Origin of the sequence: Streptomyces sp. NPDC093598, assembly GCF_044764825.1 — a bacterium.
GTDB lineage: Bacteria > Actinomycetota > Actinomycetes > Streptomycetales > Streptomycetaceae > Streptomyces.
On sequence record NZ_JBIWIV010000003.1, the window covers coordinates 581,774 to 599,489 of the forward strand.

General features: G+C 72.1%; 14 protein-coding genes. 7 read left to right on the top strand and 7 right to left on the bottom strand.

The window, feature by feature from the left end; genetic code table 11:
• The first annotated feature begins 10 nt into the window (after nucleotides 1–10).
• On the top strand, nucleotides 11–1,210 hold the full coding sequence (locus tag ACIRDU_RS14490; RefSeq protein ID WP_403578641.1) for a MarP family serine protease: 1,200 nt from the start codon (nucleotides 11–13) through the stop codon (nucleotides 1,208–1,210).
• Between the two features lie 51 nt (nucleotides 1,211–1,261).
• Here the strand turns inward: ACIRDU_RS14490 and ACIRDU_RS14495 are convergent, their stop codons facing one another.
• The 6 genes from ACIRDU_RS14495 to ACIRDU_RS14520 form a co-directional block, all read right to left on the bottom strand.
• On the bottom strand, nucleotides 1,262–1,444 hold the full coding sequence (locus tag ACIRDU_RS14495; protein WP_403578644.1) for a hypothetical protein: 183 nt from the start codon (nucleotides 1,442–1,444) through the stop codon (nucleotides 1,262–1,264).
• A 127-nt stretch (nucleotides 1,445–1,571) separates the two neighbouring features.
• A complete protein-coding gene (locus ACIRDU_RS14500; RefSeq protein ID WP_403578646.1) occupies nucleotides 1,572–2,510 on the bottom strand; it encodes an alpha/beta fold hydrolase in 939 nt (312 codons plus the stop codon).
• Nucleotides 2,507–2,995, bottom strand: coding sequence for a phage holin family protein (locus ACIRDU_RS14505; RefSeq protein WP_403578649.1), 489 nt, complete (start codon nucleotides 2,993–2,995; stop codon nucleotides 2,507–2,509). Before ACIRDU_RS14505 ends, ACIRDU_RS14500 begins: the two co-directional genes overlap by 4 nt.
• A gap of 121 nt (nucleotides 2,996–3,116) precedes the next feature.
• Nucleotides 3,117–4,553: a Na+/H+ antiporter NhaA gene (gene nhaA, locus ACIRDU_RS14510; protein ID WP_403578652.1), complete on the bottom strand. Its 1,437-nt coding sequence runs from the start codon at nucleotides 4,551–4,553 to the stop codon at nucleotides 3,117–3,119.
• Between the two features lie 198 nt (nucleotides 4,554–4,751).
• Nucleotides 4,752–6,707 (bottom strand): acetate--CoA ligase, encoded by a 1,956-nt coding sequence (acs, locus tag ACIRDU_RS14515; RefSeq protein ID WP_403578654.1) that lies wholly within the window; start codon nucleotides 6,705–6,707, stop codon nucleotides 4,752–4,754.
• A 378-nt stretch (nucleotides 6,708–7,085) separates the two neighbouring features.
• Nucleotides 7,086–9,455 (bottom strand): bifunctional SulP family inorganic anion transporter/carbonic anhydrase, encoded by a 2,370-nt coding sequence (locus ACIRDU_RS14520; protein WP_403578657.1) that lies wholly within the window; start codon nucleotides 9,453–9,455, stop codon nucleotides 7,086–7,088.
• Between the two features lie 290 nt (nucleotides 9,456–9,745).
• Between ACIRDU_RS14520 and ACIRDU_RS14525 the strand changes: the two genes are divergently transcribed.
• Nucleotides 9,746–11,011, top strand: a complete 1,266-nt coding sequence (locus tag ACIRDU_RS14525) for a hypothetical protein (RefSeq protein ID WP_403578660.1) — start codon at nucleotides 9,746–9,748, stop codon at nucleotides 11,009–11,011.
• A 90-nt stretch (nucleotides 11,012–11,101) separates the two neighbouring features.
• Nucleotides 11,102–11,926 (top strand): oxidoreductase, encoded by an 825-nt coding sequence (locus ACIRDU_RS14530; protein ID WP_403578663.1) that lies wholly within the window; start codon nucleotides 11,102–11,104, stop codon nucleotides 11,924–11,926.
• Nucleotides 11,927–12,262: 336 nt separating this feature from the next.
• Here the strand turns inward: ACIRDU_RS14530 and ACIRDU_RS14535 are convergent, their stop codons facing one another.
• The gene (locus ACIRDU_RS14535) at nucleotides 12,263–13,096 is read right to left on the bottom strand and encodes an HAD family hydrolase (protein ID WP_403578666.1); all 834 of its coding nucleotides are present in this window, start codon (nucleotides 13,094–13,096) and stop codon (nucleotides 12,263–12,265) included.
• Nucleotides 13,097–13,672: 576 nt separating this feature from the next.
• On the opposite strand from ACIRDU_RS14535, the gene ssd reads away from it, so the two are divergent.
• The 4 genes from ssd to ACIRDU_RS14555 are packed head-to-tail and all read left to right on the top strand — an operon-like array spanning nucleotide 13,673 to nucleotide 17,646.
• Nucleotides 13,673–14,785 (top strand): septum site-determining protein Ssd, encoded by a 1,113-nt coding sequence (gene ssd, locus ACIRDU_RS14540; RefSeq protein WP_403578669.1) that lies wholly within the window; start codon nucleotides 13,673–13,675, stop codon nucleotides 14,783–14,785.
• The gene (locus ACIRDU_RS14545; RefSeq protein ID WP_403578672.1) at nucleotides 14,782–16,002 is read left to right on the top strand and encodes a TadA family conjugal transfer-associated ATPase; all 1,221 of its coding nucleotides are present in this window, start codon (nucleotides 14,782–14,784) and stop codon (nucleotides 16,000–16,002) included. Before ssd ends, ACIRDU_RS14545 begins: the two co-directional genes overlap by 4 nt.
• A complete protein-coding gene (locus tag ACIRDU_RS14550; RefSeq protein ID WP_403578675.1) occupies nucleotides 15,986–16,858 on the top strand; it encodes a type II secretion system F family protein in 873 nt (290 codons plus the stop codon). Before ACIRDU_RS14545 ends, ACIRDU_RS14550 begins: the two co-directional genes overlap by 17 nt.
• Nucleotides 16,855–17,646, top strand: coding sequence for a type II secretion system F family protein (locus ACIRDU_RS14555; protein ID WP_403578678.1), 792 nt, complete (start codon nucleotides 16,855–16,857; stop codon nucleotides 17,644–17,646). Before ACIRDU_RS14550 ends, ACIRDU_RS14555 begins: the two co-directional genes overlap by 4 nt.
• Nucleotides 17,647–17,716: the final 70 nt, after the last annotated feature.

A 17,716-nucleotide genomic window follows, 5' to 3' on the forward strand; every position in this document is an offset into this window, starting at 1 on the left:
GGTGGCCTCCGTGAACGTGCTGGACATCTTGTTGCTGGTCGCCGCTGTGTGGTTCGCGGTCGTGGGGTACCGCCAGGGGTTCGTCGTCGGCATCCTGTCGGTGATCGGCTTCCTGGGCGGCGGCCTCGTCGCGGTCTACGTGCTGCCCGTCATCTGGGACGCGCTGACGGACAACGCGGAGGTGAGCACGACCGCCGCCGTCGTCGCGGTCGTCGTCGTCATCGTCTGCGCCTCCGTCGGCCAGGCCCTCACCACCCACCTCGGCAACAAGCTGCGCCGGCACATCACCTGGTCCCCGGCCCGGGCCCTCGACGCCACCGGCGGCGCCCTGGTCAACGTCGTGGCGATGCTCCTGGTCGCCTGGCTGATCGGCTCGGCCCTCGCGGGCACGACGCTGCCGACGCTCGGCAAGGAGGTCCGCAACTCCAAGGTGCTGCTGGGCGTCTCGCAGGCCCTGCCCGACCAGGCGGCCACCTGGTTCGCGGACTTCTCCTCCGTCCTCGCGCAGAACGGCTTCCCGCAGGTCTTCAGCCCGTTCTCGAACGAGCCGATCACCGACGTCCGGCCCCCGGACCCGGCCCTGGCCGACAGCCCGGTGGCGAACCGAGCCCAGCGCTCCATCGTCAAGGTCATGGGCACGGCCCCGAGCTGCGGCAAGGTCCTGGAGGGCACCGGCTTCGTCTTCTCCGACCGCCGCGTGATGACCAACGCGCACGTGGTGGGCGGAGTCGACGAGCCCACCGTGCAGATAGGCGGCGAGGGCAGGAAGTACGACGCCAAGGTCGTGCTCTACGACTGGCGGCGCGACATCGCCGTCCTCGACGTGCCGGATCTCAAGGCACCCGCGCTGCGGTTCACCGAGAAGGACGCGAGCAGCGGCGACGGCGCGATCGTCGCGGGCTTCCCGGAGAACGGGGCGTACGACGTGCGGGCCGCACGTGTGCGCGGCCGCATCACGGCCAACGGCCCGGACATCTACCACCGCGGCACGGTCCGCCGCGACGTCTACTCCCTCTTCGCGACCGTCCGCCAGGGCAACTCCGGCGGCCCGCTGCTCACGCCCGACGGCAAGGTCAACGGCGTGGTCTTCGCGAAGTCGCTCGACGACACCAAGACGGGATACGCACTGACCGTGGACGAGATCCAGCAGGACATCGCCAAGGGGCGCACCGCCGACCAGCAGGTGGGCAGCGACAGCTGCGCCCTCTAGAAGCGGCCCTGGAGCGGGAGGTGTCGGGGTGTCACTCGCGCGAGCGACACCTCAGTCGCGTGTATGACGCAGACGTACGGAGACCCAGCGGGCCCGGCGGCGGAGGATACGCGGAATCCCGACCCGGGGGTCCGCGGTCACCATCTGCGGTGCGCCGCTTCGCCGGTGGGGGTTCGCACCGCCCGCCGAGCGGCGATTGCGGGTTGCGTCACTGAAGTCGTGCGTCCAGCCCATACCCCGACGTGTGCCCCCGACCCATGGTCGATAACCGCTCCCGGGGCGTCCAATTGGCCTATGCGCCGGGCAAGTGGCCGTTCGTAGGACAAGCGTTCAGGTGCCGGTACCGCACGGGGTCGACCGGTCACCGGTCGGGTTCGGGATCCCGCAGCCAGTTGATGAGTTCCGAGGAGAACGCGACCGGGTCCTCCTCGTGCGGGAAGTGCCCGAGGCCGTCGAACAGGCGCCAGCGGTAGGGAGCTTCGACGTACTCACCGGACCCGGCCGCGCTGCGCGTGCGCATCACGGGGTCGAGCGAGCCGTGCAGATGGAGGGTCGGCACCCGCACGGGCCGCTTCATCCGCCGGTTGAACTGGATGCCGTCCGGACGGGCCAGGGAGCGCACCATCCAGCGGTACGGCTCGACCGCGCAGTGCGCCGCGGAGGGGATGCACATGGCGCGGCGGTACGTCTCGAGCGCCTCGTCCTCGGGCGGGCGCGGCCCGGACCACTCGTGGATCAGCTCCGCCACGAGCGCCCCGTCGTCGGCGGTGAGCTGCCGCTCCGGGATCCAGGGCCGCTGGAACCCCCAGATGTGTGAACCGGCGCGGGTCTGCTTGACGTCTCTCAGCATGGCCGAGCGCCAGCGCCGCGGGTGCGGCATGGACGCGACCGCCAGCCGCCGCACCAGCTTGGGGCGCATCGCGGCCGCCGTCCACGCGAGGTATCCGCCCAGGTCGTGGCCGACGAGCGCGGCGTCCGGCTCGCCGAGGGAGCGGATGACGCCGGTGACGTCGAGCGCGAGGTTGGCGGGGTCGTAGCCGCGCGGTGTGCGGTCGCTGCCGCCGACGCCCCGCAGGTCCATGGCGACGGCCCGGAAGCCCGCGTCGGCGAGCGCCACCAGCTGGTGCCGCCAGGTCCACCAGAACTGCGGGAAGCCGTGCAGCAGCAGCACCAGCGGCCCGTCGCCCAGCTCGGCGATGTGGAAGCGGGCGCCGTTGGCGGCGACGTCGCGGTGGCTCCAGGGGCCGTCCAGCAGGACGGCCGGAGCCGGGGGTTCCGAAGATGTGGCGGGGTCCGTCATGAGGACGAGCGTGCCACAGCCTCGATGGCCTCGGGGACCCGGTCCTGCGGGAGCTCCGGCCGCGGGTGCGGCTTGGCCTTCTGCAGCACGACCGCGGTCTTCTTCATCGACGCGGCGACCTTCTGCGGCCCCTTGCCCTTCTTGGCCTTCTTGGCAAAGGCCACGCCGACCAGTGCGAGGACGAGCGCGACCAGCACGTTCGCCGCGAACGACAACAGGAAGCAGACCGCGAGGTTCCAGTCGCTCCAGGTGCGGATGCCGTACGCCAGCGCGAAGTTCAGCATCGGCAGGGAGAAGATCAGCACCGCGCCGGCCGCCGAGAAGGCGCCTCCGCTGGTCGCGCCTCGCTTCACGTCCTGCTTGAGCTGCGCCTTCGCCAGCGCGATCTCGTCGTGCACCAGTGCCGACATTTCCGCCGTCGCCGAGGCGAACAGCTGGCCGATGCTGCGTTCGGCGCCGACCGGGTTGCCGTCGGGTGCGCTCATCGCGGTCTCCCTCTTCTGCGTACGGTCCGATGTCCGCGTCTTCTGCCTGACTTGTGCGCAGTCGTCCGACTGCGCACGGCATGACTGCGTACGGTCCCGTCTTTTGTACCGTCTCGTCAGATCATGCCGGACGGTGGTGGTCCTCGCCTGCCCCGCCCGGTACTTCGGCAAGCCCGTGGCGCGCGGCTGCCTTCTCCTGGGCGATCCGGCGGTGTTCGGCGGCCTTGCGCTCGTAGAGGGCGGCGAGCCGCAGGTGGTACGCCGGGTCGTCCTCCTCGTAGACGTCCGGGACGCCGTCGGCGTCCTCGTCGCGCTCTTCTTCCTCCCACAGACGGCGGTACTTGGCGTTCCGCATCTTCAGCAGAACGGTCGCGAGTGTCGCGGCGATGAGCGAGCCCAGCAGGACGGCGGCCTTGACCTGGTTCGTCAGCGTCTGGTTGTCGGCGAAGGCGAGTTCGTCGATGAGCAGCGACACCGTGAAGCCGATGCCGGCGAGACTCGCCACCGCGAACACGTCCGCCCAGGCGAGGTCGTCGCTGAGCGAGGCGCGGGTGAAACGGGCCGTCAGCCACGTGCCGCCGAAGATGCCGAGCGCCTTGCCGACGACGAGCCCGAGGACGACACCGAGGGTCTCGGGCGTGGTGAACACCTCGGCGAGCGCTCCGCCGGACACCGCGACACCCGCGCTGAACAGCGCGAACAGCGGGACGGCCAGCCCCGCCGACAGGGGGCGTACGAGGTGCTCGATGCGCTCGCCGGGGGAGCGGTCCTCGCCCTCGTGGCGGTGGCAGCGCAGCATCAGGCCCATGGCGACACCGGCGACGGTGGCGTGGACACCGCTGTTGTACATCAGCGCCCAGACGACGAGGGCGAGCGGCACGTACACGTACCAGCCGCGTACGCCCTTGCGCAGCAGCAGCCAGAAGACCACCAGTCCCGCGACGGCGCCGCCGAGCGCGGCGAAGTTCAGCTCGGCGGTGAAGAACACCGCGATGATCAGGATCGCGAAGAGGTCGTCGACGACGGCGAGCGTGAGCAGGAAGGCCCGCAGTGCGCTCGGCAGGGACGTGCCGATGACGGCGAGCACGGCGAGCGCGAACGCGATGTCGGTGGCGGTCGGCACGGCCCAGCCGGCCAGGGAGCCACCGCCGGCGACGGCGGTGACGGTGTAGACGAGCGCCGGTACGGCCATGCCGCAGAGCGCGGCGACGACGGGGAGCGCGGCGGCCTTGGGGTCGCGCAGGTCGCCCGCCACGAGTTCCCGTTTGAGCTCGATCCCGGCGACGAAGAAGAAGACCGCCAGCAGTCCGTCGGCGGCCCAGTGCGCGATGGACAGGTCGAGGCCGAGGGCGGCGGGGCCCAGGTGGAAGTGGGAGACGCTTTCGTAACTGTCACGCAGAGCGGGGATGTTCGCCCAGAGCAGCGCGGTGACCGCGGCGGCGAGCAGCAGCACCCCGCCGACGGTCTCGGTGCGCAGTGCCTCCACCACGTAGGTCCGCTCGGGCAGCGACAGCCGGTCGAGAACCTTGCGGGGAGTGGTGGAGCGGGGCGCGGTCACGAGGGAGACCTCCGGTCGGTGGGCAGGACGGAACACATGCCGACCAGACTTCCCGGCGCACCATGGAGCACTTGTTTTACTGAGTTTAGGTAAACGTGCGGCTGTGCGCATCCGGCGGTCTTCGCCGCCGGGGCGCCCTGACGGAGGGCACCCGGTGATCGGATGCCCTCCGTCAGCTCCGCCATGCCGGTGGCGCGATCAGTCCTCGCTGGGGGCGGCGGGCAGCTTGGCCTGGATGAGCTCCATGACCGTGGAGTCGGTCAGCGTGGTGACGTCACCCAGCTGGCGGTTCTCGGCGACGTCCCGCAGCAGCCGGCGCATGATCTTGCCGGAGCGGGTCTTGGGCAGCTCGGCGACCGGCAGGATCCGCTTGGGCTTGGCGATCGGGCCGAGGGTTTGGCCGACGTGGGTGCGCAGCTCGGCGACCAGGTCCTCGGTCTCCGATGCCGTGCCGCGCAGGATCACGAACGCGACGATCGCCTGCCCGGTCGTCTCGTCCGCCGCGCCGACCACGGCCGCCTCGGCGACCGAGGGGTGGGAGACGAGAGCGGACTCCACCTCGGTGGTGGAGATGTTGTGCCCGGAGACGAGCATGACGTCGTCGACCCGGCCGAGCAGCCAGATGTCGCCGTCGTCGTCCTTCTTGGCGCCGTCACCGGCGAAGTACTTGCCCTCGAAGCGCGCCCAGTACGTGTCGATGAAGCGCTGGTCGTCGCCCCAGATGGTGCGCAGCATCGACGGCCACGGCTCGGTCAGCACCAGGTAGCCGCCTCCGCCGTTGGGGACCTCGTTCGCCTCGTCGTCGACGACCGTGGCGGAGATGCCGGGCAGTGGCGTCTGCGCTGAACCGGGCTTGGTCGCGGTCACGCCCGGCAGCGGGGTGATCATCATCGAGCCGGTCTCGGTCTGCCACCAGGTGTCCACGACGGGGGTGCGGTCGCCGCCGATGTTCTTGCGGTACCAGATCCACGCCTCGGGGTTGATCGGCTCGCCCACCGAGCCCAGCACGCGCAGGCTGGACAGGTCGAACTTGGCGGGGATGTCGTCGCCCCACTTCATGAACGTACGGATCGCGGTCGGGGCGGTGTAGAGGATCGTCACGCCGTACTTCTGCACGATCTCCCAGAACCGGCCCTGGTGCGGGGTGTCGGGTGTGCCCTCGTACATGACCTGCGTGGCGCCGTTCGCCAGCGGTCCGTAGACGATGTACGAGTGGCCGGTGACCCAGCCGACGTCGGCGGTGCACCAGTAGACGTCGGTCTCCGGCTTGAGGTCGAAGACGGCGTGGTGGGTGTAGGCGGTCTGGGTGAGGTAGCCGCCGGAGGTGTGCAGGATGCCCTTCGGCTTACCCGTGGTGCCCGAGGTGTAGAGGATGAACAGCGGGTGCTCGGCGTTGAAGGCCTGCGGGGTGTGCTCGGCGCTCTGCCGCCCCACCAGGTCGTGCCACCAGACGTCGCGGCCCTCGGTGAAGGCGACCTCCTGACCCGTGCGGCGCACGACCAGGACGTGTTCGACGATGCCCGCCTTCTCGACGGCCTCGTCCACGGCCGGCTTGAGCGCGGAGGGCTTGCCGCGCCGGTAGCCGCCGTCGGAGGTGATGATCACGCGGGCGTCGGCGTCCTGGATGCGGGTGGCGAGCGCGTCCGAGGAGAAGCCGCCGAAGACGACCGAGTGCGCGGCGCCGATCCGGGCACAGGCCAGCATCGCGATCGCCGTCTCGGGGATCATCGGCATGTAGACGGCGACCCGGTCGCCCGCCTGGACTCCCAGTTCCAGCAGGGCGTTGGCGGCCTTGGAGACCTCGTCCTTGAGCTCGGCGTAGGTGATCGCGCGGCTGTCGCCGGGCTCGCCCTCGAAGTGGATGGCGACCCGGTCGCCGTGCCCGGCCTCCACATGCCGGTCGACGCAGTTGTAGGCGACGTTGAGCTCGCCGTCCTTGAACCACTTGGCGAACGGCGGGTTCGACCAGTCGAGCGTCTCGGTGGGCTCCTTGGCCCAGGTCAGCCGACGGGCCTGCTCGGCCCAGAAGCCGAGCCTGTCAGCCTTGGCCTGTTCATACGCCTCCGCGGTGACGTTGGCGTTCGCGGCCAGGTCGGCGGGGGGTGCGAACCTGCGCTCTTCCTTGAGCAGGTTGGCCAGGCTCTCGTTGCTCACGGCATCTGCCTTTCCCAGGGTGTCCGTTGTGTCCCAGGCCACAGCTCATCAGACCCGGGGGTGCGATGACAAGGGCCGACCGCCGATTGGTTTAGACCTGTCCGGCAGTACTGTCGGCGGCCGGGGTCATCCGTACCCACGGACGCCGACCAGGGAAAGTTCACCGTGTGTGCTGCCCGTCACCTGGGCCGCGGCGGAGCCGAGGCAGGCCGTTGGCGGTGTTCACGGTCCGGGCGAGCGGCCGGGCCCGGGCGGCGGTCGGCAGCCGCCCGGGGCGCGGTGCGGTCCGGCGGGCCACGGGGCGTGTCCCAGGGGGGCGATCGGGGACACGCCCTCATCCGGTGCCGGGCGGGAACACACCTTGGCCCGGCGCCGGGCTCACGCCGTCAGGTCCGATTCCCTTACACGGTCGAAGACGTGACCGGCGTCCGTCTCGGTGAGCAGGTACGCCTCGGCCTCGCCCACGTGGAAGTACATCCCGTGCAGCTCCAGGGTGCCCTCACGGAGGGCCCGGGCCACCGAGTCGTGGGCGCGCAGGTGCTCCAGCTGCTGGACCACGTTCGTCAGGCAGAGCTGCTCGACCGCGTCCTCGGGGGACCGACCGGCCAGGCTGCCCCCGGGCAGGCTGTCGTCGGACATGCGCTCCAGGCTCGGCAGCCCGTGCCGCAGCCACCGCTTCAGCGGGGTTCGGGCGCCGCCGGGCTCGGAGTTGAGCAGCGCGTGCATGGCGCCGCATCCCGAGTGCCCGCACACCGTGATGGACCGCACCCGCAGTACGTCCACGGCGTACTCGATCGCGGCCGACACCGAGTCGTCGCCGCTCTCCTCGCCCGGGCGGGGGACGAGGTTGCCCACGTTGCGCACGACGAACAGGTCGCCCGGACCACTGGAGGTGATCATCGATGTGACCAGCCGGGAGTCGGCGCAGGTCAGGAAGAGCTGCGAGGGCCGCTGCCCCTCACGCGCCAGCCGGGCCAGCTCGTTGCGCACCAGGGGTGCGGTGTTGCGCTGGAACGCGCTGATGCCACGCGCCAGTTCGTGCCCGCTGGCTCCGCCGGTGCCCGTCGGGTCCGGCTCGGAGCGGTCCGACCCGCCCGGGTTCTTCTCGGCAGGGGGTACGGACTGAGGGCCGTCGCACTGGTGGTTGCGCCAGGGTGTCCAGGGCCGGCAACGGCAGTCGGTGCGGGCCTGGGGCTCGGAGATGCGGGTGCCGGGGTGCCGGCCGGTGATCTGCACGGTGCCGCCCTGCGCGGTGTGCGTCTTCTGCCAGTCCTGCAATGTCTCGTACGCCGCGTGGTCCATGAACGAGCCGTCCAGCTCGACGACGGTGTCGGCGCCATGGGGCACGCGATGCAGGACCCGGCTGAGCCGTGGCACCGCGAGGAACGTCAACTGTCCTCTGACGTGTACGTGATGGACTCCTTCCCTCTCTTCGTGCGTGATGCGGGTGCGGGTGAGGCGGTGCAGGGCGACGCCGACGGCCGTGGCGATACCGAGCGCCACGCCCTCCAGGACGCCGAGCGAGACCACGCCGAGGGTGGTGACGGCGTAGACCCACACCTCCCGGTGGCGGGTCACCGTGCGGATGTGGTTCAGGGACACCATCTGGATGCCGACGGCCATCACCAGGGCGGCGAGCGAGGCGAGCGGGATGAGCTCCAGGATCGGGACCATCAGCAGCGCGGCGATCACTACGAGAACGCCGTGCAGCATCGTGGAGTTCCGGCTCACCGCACCCGCGTGCACATTCGCCGAACTCCGTACGGCCACCCCGGCGATGGGCAGTCCGCCGAGCGAGCCGGAGACGATGTTGGCGGCGCCCTGCCCGAGCAGTTCGCGGTCGAGGCGGGCGCGCCCGACCTGGGCGGACAGTCCGGGGCGGCCGGCCACCAGCTTGTCCACGGCGACCGCGCCGAGCAGCGACTGCACACTGCACACCAGCGTGGTGGTGAGCACGGCGGCGACCAGGCCGAGCACGGGGCCCTCGGGCAGCCCGGCCAGGGCGTGGTTGCTCCAGGACGGCAGGTCGACCTTGGGCAGGTGGAGACCGGCGAGGACGGCGACCGCGGTGGCCCCTGCGACGGCGACGAGCGCGGCCGGGACTTTGCGCAGCAGGCGTCCTGCCCGGCCGGGCAGTCTCGGCCAGAGCAGCAGCAGCACCAGGGTCAGTACGCTCACCGACACCGAAGCGGGACGCATGTCCGCCAACTGGGCCGGCAGCGCGCGCAGGTTGTCGGGTACGGAGCTCTGTGGTGTGCCGCCGAGCACGATGTGCAGCTGGGCGACGGCGATGGTGACGCCGATCCCGGCGAGCATGCCGTGCACGATGGCGGGGCTGACGGCGAGGGCGCCACGGGCCACGCGCAGGCAGCCCAGGCCGAGTTGGGCGAGGCCGGCGAGGACGGTGATGGCACACGTCGTCCGCCAGCCGTAGCGCTGGATGAGGTCTGCGGTGACGACGGTGAGTCCTGCGGCGGGTCCGCTCACCTGGAGCGGGCAGCCGCCGAGCCGCCCGGCGACCAGTCCGCCCACGGCGGCGGCGACGAGGCCGGCCTGCAGAGGGGCGCCGGTCGCGAGGGCGATGCCCAGGGACAGGGGCAGAGCGATCAGGAAGACCGCGATCGAGGCCGACACGTCGGCACCCGCGATGCGGAATCGGCGCGGTCCGGTCGGCGGCGGACTGTGGGGCCGGTGGGTGCGCTCGGTTCGGTTCGGGTCGGCGGCGCGTGTGGGGACGCAGGCTGACATGGTTTCCCGTCTCCTCCGGGGCTGCGCGGTCGCGTAACTGGGGGTCCCGCTCGGGGCGGGATTCGGTCGCGGCGGTCACGGCGTAAATCGGCGGGATGAATCAACGCTCGGTAAACGGATCGTAATGCAGAGTAAAGGACGAGCATAGACTTTACGGGCAAATGGGTGAATAGATCATCCCGAAGAGTGAAGTGGCCATTTGATCGGCTTGTCGTACTAATTCCTTCTCGGTCTCGTGCGAATTTGGCGGCGCTGTCCGCACCCCAGAGAAGGAAGAAGGTGGGCGGAACATGGCCGCCACCCACAGGATCACCGCGGGCTCCGTGATCGCCGTGGTCTGCGTCGCATCGCTCGCCGGTTGCGCGACCGGCACCCCCCGGCAGGAGAACCCCGCCCCGCGGAAGGCGACCCCGGCACAGGCGCCGAAGAGCGCGGTCCGGCTGATCGGGGACGGCTCCACCGCCTACACCGGTGCCCAGCCGCACCTGCCCCGACCCGAACGCCTGCGGCCCGGCCAGAAGCCCCCGCAGTTCGTCGTCTTCTCCTGGGACGGCGCGGGCGAGGACAGCCAGAAGCTGTTCTCCCACTTCCGCAAGGTCGCCAGGGAGAACAACGCGACCATGACGTACTTCCTGAGCGGCGTGTACATGCTGCCCGACGAAGAGCGTGACCAGTACCGGCCGCCGCAGCACTCCCCGGGCCGCTCCGACATCGGCTTCAACGACCGCCGGGGCATCGCCGCCACCGTGAAGCAGCTGCGCCTGGCCTGGCTGGAGGGCAACGAGATCGGCACCCACTTCAACGGCCACTTCTGCGGCAGCGGCGGCGGCGTCGGCGAGTGGTCGGTGCAGGACTGGAAGGACGAGATCTCCCAGGCCAAGCGGTTCGTGAAGACCTGGAAGACCAACACCGGCCTGAAGGGCGCGCCCCCACTGCCCTTCGACTACGACAAGGAGCTCATCGGCGCCCGCACGCCCTGCCTCGAGGGGCAGCGCAACTTCATGAGGGCGGCCCGCGACCTGGGCTTTCGCTACGACACCAGCGGCGTCAACGACCAGGTCTGGCCGAGGAAGAAGCAGGGCCTGTGGGACGTGTCCATGCAGCTCGTGCCGTTCCCCGGCCACTCCTTCGAGCAGCTCACCATGGACTACAACTTCATGGTCAACCAGTCGGGCACCAGAACCCAGGGCAACCCCGCCAAGTTCGACTTGTGGGGGGATCAGATGCGCGACGGCCTGCTCAGGGGCTTCTCCCGGGCCTACAACGGCAACCGCGCGCCTCTGATCATCGGCAACCACTTCGAGTCCTGGAACGGCGGCACCTACATGCGGGCCGTCGAGGAGGTCATCGAGACGGTGTGCACCAGGAAGGAGGTGCGCTGCGTCTCGTTCCGGCAGCTCGTGGACTGGCTGGACGCGCAGGACCCGAAGACGCTGGAGAAGCTGCGCACCCTGCGGGTGGGAGAGGCGCCGAGGGAGGGCTGGGCGTCCTTCCTGTCGGACCGGCCCGCCCCGGCGCCCAGGGGCGTGCCCGGGGCTCCGGCGGCCAAGGGGTAGTTCTTCGGGTGGACGTCGCCGGGCGCACGCGCGCGTGAAGAAGGCCACTCCGCCGTGGGGCGGGGCCCCGGGGTGCGTAGGGTCGTACTCATGAGTACAGCAGGCGCGAGCGCCGATCCTCTCGCGGCCCTGGGGGCGCTGCCCGGAGTGGCCGATTCCGTGGAGTCCGTACGCAGGGCTGTGGACCGGGTCTACGGGCACCGGGTCATGCGGCGGCGCAGCAACGCGATCACCTCCGAGGCCGCTCTGCGCGGCGCCCGCGGCTCGGCCGCGCTGGCCGGCGCGGACTGGGCCCTGGAGGAGGTGCGCCGCCGTACGGACTTCAGTGGCGACGACGAGGCCCGCACGGTAGGTGCCGCCCTACGGCTCACCGCGGAGGCGGGCCAGCTGCTGTCGATCTGGCGGCAGTCGCCCCTGCGGGTCCTGGCGAGGCTGCACCTGGTGGCCGCCGCGGACAAGGGCGACCAGGTGGGACGGCCCCGCAAGGAGGGTGAGCCGGTCGACGAGCCGCTCGTCGGGCTGCCGCTGCCGAGCGCCACCGAGACGCACGGCCGGCTGGACGGGCTGGCCGGGCTGATCATCGCGGGCGGCTCCGCACCGGCACTGGTGACGGCCGCCGTCGTGCACGGCGAACTTCTCGCCCTGCGCCCCTTCACGTCCCACAACGGCCTGGTCGCGCGCACGGCCGAGCGCATCGTCCTGGTGGGCAGCGGGCTGGACCCCAAGTCGGTCTGCGCGGCCGAGGTCGGCCACGCGGAGCTGGGACGCGACGCCTACCTGGAGGCCCTGGGCGGGTACGTCTCCGGTACCCCTGAGGGCGTGGCCGCCTGGATCGCCCACTGCGGCAGGGCGGTCGAACTGGGGGCCCGCGAGTCGATGGCGGTGTGCGAGGCGCTGCAGCGCGGAGCGGCCTGATGTCGCCCGGCCGGAAAAGTGATGCGGCGGTACGAGTTCTCGTACCGCCGCTGGCATGAGCATCTGGTTACCAAGCGTCCTCGATATATGCCCATCAGGCCGGGAGCTTTGCCCGTCACCTGGTGTGGCTGGCCCGTATTCGACGGGTCGACGTCGCGTGGGTGCCCGGTGTTCATGCTCGGTCCGTGGGGCCAAATGCGTTTAAAAGGTGATCCTCTCGGATGTCCTTGGTCTCGCGGGCCGTTGAGTCCTTTGTACTCCTGCCCCGGAGTAAGCGGAAGTCCAGGCTGCACTTCTTTACTTTTGGGTTCAAATAGGACGGTGCACCGTCGCAGGTCAAGCGACCGTCGTCCGGCGCCTGTTCGCGTACCAGACGAGTCCCGCGGTGGCCGCCGCGGCGCCTATCGCGGCGACCGCGACGAGCGCCGGGCGCGGCGGTACGGAGAACGCGGGGATGCGCTGCTTGAGCCGGACCGGGCGGTGGAAGTCCAGGATCGGCCACCCGCGTGCGAGCGCCTCGCGGCGCAGCGCCCTGTCCGGGTTCACGGCATGCGGATGGCCGACGGACTCCAGCATCGGCACATCGGTCGCCGAGTCGCTGTAGGCGTAGCAGCGGCTGAGGTCGTACCCCTCGGACTCGGCCAGCTCCCTGACGGCCTCGGCCTTGGTCGGGCCGTACGCGTAGTACTCCACCTCGCCGGTGAAGCAGCCGTCGTCGCCCACGACCATGCGGGTGGCGACCACGCGGTCCGCGCCGAGCAGCTCGCCGATCGGCTCGACCACTTCCGCGCCCGACGTGGACACGATCACGACGTCGCGGCCGGCGGTGTGGTGCTCCTCGATGAGGGAGGCGGCCTCGTCGTAGATGATCGGGTCGATCAAATCGTGCAGCGTCTCGGCGACGATCTCCTTGACCTGCCGCACGTTCCAGCCGCGGCACAGGGCGGACAGATAGGCGCGCATGCGCTCCATCTGGTCGTGGTCGGCGCCGCCGGCGAGGAAGACGAACTGGGCATATGCGGTTCGCAAGACGGCCCTGCGGTTGATCAGACCGCCTTGGTAGAACGACTTGCTGAACGTGAGCGTGCTCGACTTCGCAATGACCGTCTTGTCCAGGTCAAAGAAGGCGGCTGTGCGGGGCAACGAGTGGTTTTCCACGCCCCAGAGCATAGGGGCAGCCCATTCGGCGTAAGGTGGGGCGCGTGGGTTTGCCTGAGAAGGCTCTCGGGTACACCATGGAAGTCACGGATCGTTCGCGACCGTGCTAACCCGGCCCGACTCCTCCCCCCCCGAGTCGGCCGTGGGGACGACCCCCGCTCTCCCCCCCGGCGGGGGTCGTCGCATGTCCGGGTGGGTTTTCTCCTCCTTCGCACGGCCTGACAGCCGCTCCGATGTGGCTCCGTTGAGCGCATTGACATGTTCATGCTCTGTGACGGTGTGTAGTTGCCGGACTGCTCTGTGGAACTCGCACGGAGAGCCTGGGCGGCTCACCGGTGTGGGTGACGCCGATATTCACAACCCCCCGGGGCGTCCACAGTTATCGACCAAGATCCACACGATTTCCGGGATCGCTGCACCGTGATTCCAGCGCCTCCCGCTCGCGGCGAGTTCATGGCCGGTTCCGAGTACCCGGGGGCGTTTGGCCGGCTTCTGTCGGCCGTTCACAGGGAGGCCGCTTGCCGGCTCTTCCCACGTTTGGGAATCGCGGGGCCGCAGGGGCTCGCGCGAGTCACGCAGCGAAGGGGGATGGAAACCGTGGCCGGAACCGTCACACACGACCCGCCACCGGCCGCCGGAGGGCGGCAGGGCGGACCGCTGATCGTCACCGAGGACACCGACCTCCTCGACGATCTGCTGCGCCTGTGCGCGGCGGCGGGCGCCACACCCGAGGTGCACCACGGAGTGCCGGAGCGCAGAGGCAGCTGGGAGGCCGCGCCGCTGGTCCTGGTCGGCGACGACGCCGCGCGGCGGGTGCGAGGCGCCGTGCGCAGAAGGGGCGTCGTCCTCGTCGGCCGGGACCAGGACGACTCCGGGGTGTGGCGGCGGGCCGTCGAGATCGGCGCAGAACACGTCCTGATGCTGCCCGACGGCGAGCAGTGGCTGGTCGACCGGATCGCCGACGTGGCCGAGGGCGTCGGCCGGCCCGCCCTCACCGTGGGCGTCATCGGAGGCCGGGGCGGGGCCGGAGCGTCCACGCTCGCGTGCGCTCTCGCCGTCACCTCCGCGCGGGAGGGACTGCGCACCCTCCTCGTGGACGCCGATCCGCTGGGCGGCGGACTCGACGTACTCCTCGGCGGTGAGACGGCCGAAGGGCTGCGCTGGCCCGCTTTCGCCTCCTCGCGCGGGCGGGTCGGCGGGGGAGCCCTGGAGGAGTCGCTGCCCGAGCTGCACTCGCTGCGGGTGCTCAGCTGGGACCGAGGCGACCGGATCGCCGTCCCGCCGCAGGCGGTGCGCGCGGTGCTCGCGGCGGCCCGGCGCCGGGGCGGCACGGTCGTGGTCGACCTGCCGCGCCGGATCGACGACGGCGTCGCCGAAGTCCTCTCCCAGCTGGACATGGGCGTGCTGGTGGTCCCCGCCGAGCTGCGGGCCGTCGCGGCCGCGGGGCGGGTGGCCTCCGCGGTCGGCATGGTCCTGCGGGATCTGCGCGTGGCGGTCCGGGGGCCGTACCCGCCGGGGCTCGACGACCGCGAGGTGGCACGGCTGCTCGGACTGCCCCTGATCGGCGAGGTACCGGCCGAACCCGGGCTGTCGCGCCCGGACGAGGGCCCGGCGCCACCGGGTGCGGCCCCGCGCGGACCGCTCGCCCGGTTCTGCAGGGAGTTCTGGGAGCGGGCGCTCGTCGAGGCGGGTGCGGCATGAGCACCTCGGCCGGACTCGACGGCGCGGCGTTGCTCGACGGGGTGCGGCGATGGCTGGCCGAGAGCGGGGCCGAGCCGACCCCGTCGCGCGTGGCGCAGGCCCTGCGGGAACAGGGACGGGTCCTCGGGGACGCCGAAGTCCTGGGGGCCGCCGCACAGTTGCGGTCCGAACTGGTCGGCAGCGGGCCGCTGGAGCCGCTCCTCGCCGATCCGTCGGTGACGGACGTGCTGGTGTCGGCCCCGGACCGGGTGTGGGTGGACCGGGGAGGTGGACTGGAGCTGACGTCGGTGCGGTTCGCGGACGCGGCGGCCGTACGACGGCTCGCCCAGCGCCTCGCCGCCGTGGCCGGACGCCGTCTGGACGACGCCCGGCCCTGGGCCGACGCCCGGCTGCCCGACGGGACCCGGTTGCACGCGGTGCTGCCGCCGGTGGCCGTGGGCTGCGCCTGCCTGTCGCTGCGGGTCGTGCGGCCGCGTGCCTTCACGCTCGGCGAGCTCGTCGCGGCGGGCACGGTGCCGCCGGGCGGGGACCGCGTGCTGCGCGCCCTGCTCGACGCCCGGCTGTCCTTCCTCGTCAGCGGCGGGACCGGCACCGGCAAGACCACCTTGCTGAGCGCCCTGCTGGGGCTGGTGCGCCCGGACGAGCGGATCGTCCTCGCCGAGGACTCGGCGGAACTGCGGCCTGACCATCCGCACGTCGTGCGTCTGGAGACCAGACCCGCCAACCAGGAGGGCGCGGGCCTCGTCACCCTCGAGGACCTGGTGCGCCAGGCACTGCGGATGCGGCCCGACCGGCTGGTCGTGGGCGAGGTGCGCGGGCCCGAAGTGGTGCATCTGCTGGCCGCGTTGAACACCGGCCACGAGGGCGGCTGCGGGACCGTGCACGCCAACGCCGCCGCCGATGTACCGGCCCGGCTGGAGGCGCTCGGCACGGCCGCCGGGCTCGACCGGGCCGCGCTGCACAGCCAACTGGCGGCCGCCCTCTCCGTGGTCCTGCACCTGGTGCGCGACCGGTCCGGGCGGCGGCGGATCGCCGAGGTGCACGTGCTGGAGCGGGACCCGTCGGGGCTGGTGCGGACGGTCCCGGCGCTGCGGTGGGGAGCGGAGGCGTTCGTGCGTGAGCGGGGGTGGGATCGGCTGCGGGGGCTGCTTCGGGGTGAGGCGAGCGGGCCGGGTGAGGCCGAGGTGGAAGGGGTGAGTCATGACGGGGGTGCGTGAGATGTCGACGGGGGCGGCGGTGGTGTGCATGGGAGCGGCTGTCTGGCTGCTGGGCGAGCGGGAGGAGGCGGCACGGCGGGCGCGGTTGCTGCTCGCCGGTGGCGGAGCCGTCGCGAACGGACCGCCCGGGTGGCGGCGGCTGACCGGTGGGCTGCGGCGCATCCGTGGGCGGCTGGGGGCCGAGTGGTGGTCGCCCGTGGCCGGTCTGGTGCTGGCGGTGCTCGGGACGTCGGTGCTGCCGGTCGTGCTGGGGGCGGCCGGGGTGCCATTGCTGCGGCGGGCACGGCTGGCCGGCCGGGCGCGGCGGGACCGGGAGCACCGGGGCGACGCGGTGATCGCGTTGTGCGGCGCGCTCGCCGGGGAGGTGCGGGCCGGACGCCAGCCGGGTGAGGCGCTGCTGAGGGCCGCGCGGGACTGCGGCGGACTCGCGGACGCGCAGGCGACGGTCCTGGCGGCGGCGCGGTTCGGCGGTGATGTGCCGGACGCGCTCGCGACGGCGGCACGGCAACCCGGTGCCGAGGGACTGCGGGGACTCGCGGCGTGCTGGCGGGTGGCCGTGGACCAGGGCGCGGGGCTCGCGGCCGGACTCGACCGGCTCGCCGCCGCCCTGCGCGCCGAACGGGACCAGCGGTCCGATCTGCGTGCCCAGTTGGCGGGGGCTCGGGCCACGGCGGTGATGCTCGCCGGGCTGCCGGCCCTGGGCCTTGCCATCGGCACCGCCCTCGGCGCCGATCCCCTCCACGTCCTGCTGCACACCGGGGCGGGGCTGGGCTGCCTGGCGGCCGGCGGGGTGCTGGAGGGCCTGGGGCTGTGGTGGGTGCGGCGGATCGTGCGGAGCGCGGAGGAAGCGGCATGAGCGGGGAAGTCGTCCACAGGCTGGGGGTGGCCGTGGGGATCGCTTCGGCCTGCGCATGGCTGGCGCGCCGGCTGGTGGAGTCGCGGCGCAGCCGCAGGACGCGCCGGCGACTGACCGCGCTGCTGGGGATCCGGGAGGCGCCTGCTCCTGTCCCACGCCTGACCCTGCGCGGGGTCGCGCGGACATGGCCGGCCCCTGTGGGCGTGGCGTGCGCCGGATGGGCGCTGGTCGGGGGCCTCGCCGGTGTCGCCGTGGGGTTGGCGGGCGCGGTGGTGTGGTGGCGGTGGCGGCTGAGGCAGGAGACGGCCGGCGCGGACCCGCGGGCACCCGACCTCGCCGAGGCGGCACGGCAACTGCCCCTCGCCGCCGACCTGCTGGCGGCCTGCATCGCGGCGGGCGCCGGCCCGGTGATCGCGGCGCAGGCGGTGGGTGAGGCCCTCGGCGGCCCCGTGGGCGATGCCCTCGCCCGGGGTGCGGCGGAGGTGCGGCTGGGCGGCGAACCGGGCGTGGCCTGGCGGAGATTGGGTGCCCTTCCGGGCGCCGGAGGTCTGGCCCGGCTGCTCGAACGGGCCGATGTGTCCGGACTGCCAGCCGCCGCACCGGTCGCACGGCTCGCCGCCGAGGCCCGTGCCGACTGGGGCCGCGCCGCGACGGCCAGGGGCCGGCGGGCGGGCGTGATGGTCAGTGCGCCGGTCGGGCTGTGCTTCCTGCCCGCGTTCATCGCGGTCGGCGTGCTGCCCGTGGTGATCGGGCTCGCGGGCGGGGTGCTGGGCGGGGGTGGTGGATGACGCGGAGACGGACCGGAAGCAAGTGAGCGACACCAAAGAGAAGTTCGGACTCTTTCCTACGGGGGTTGAG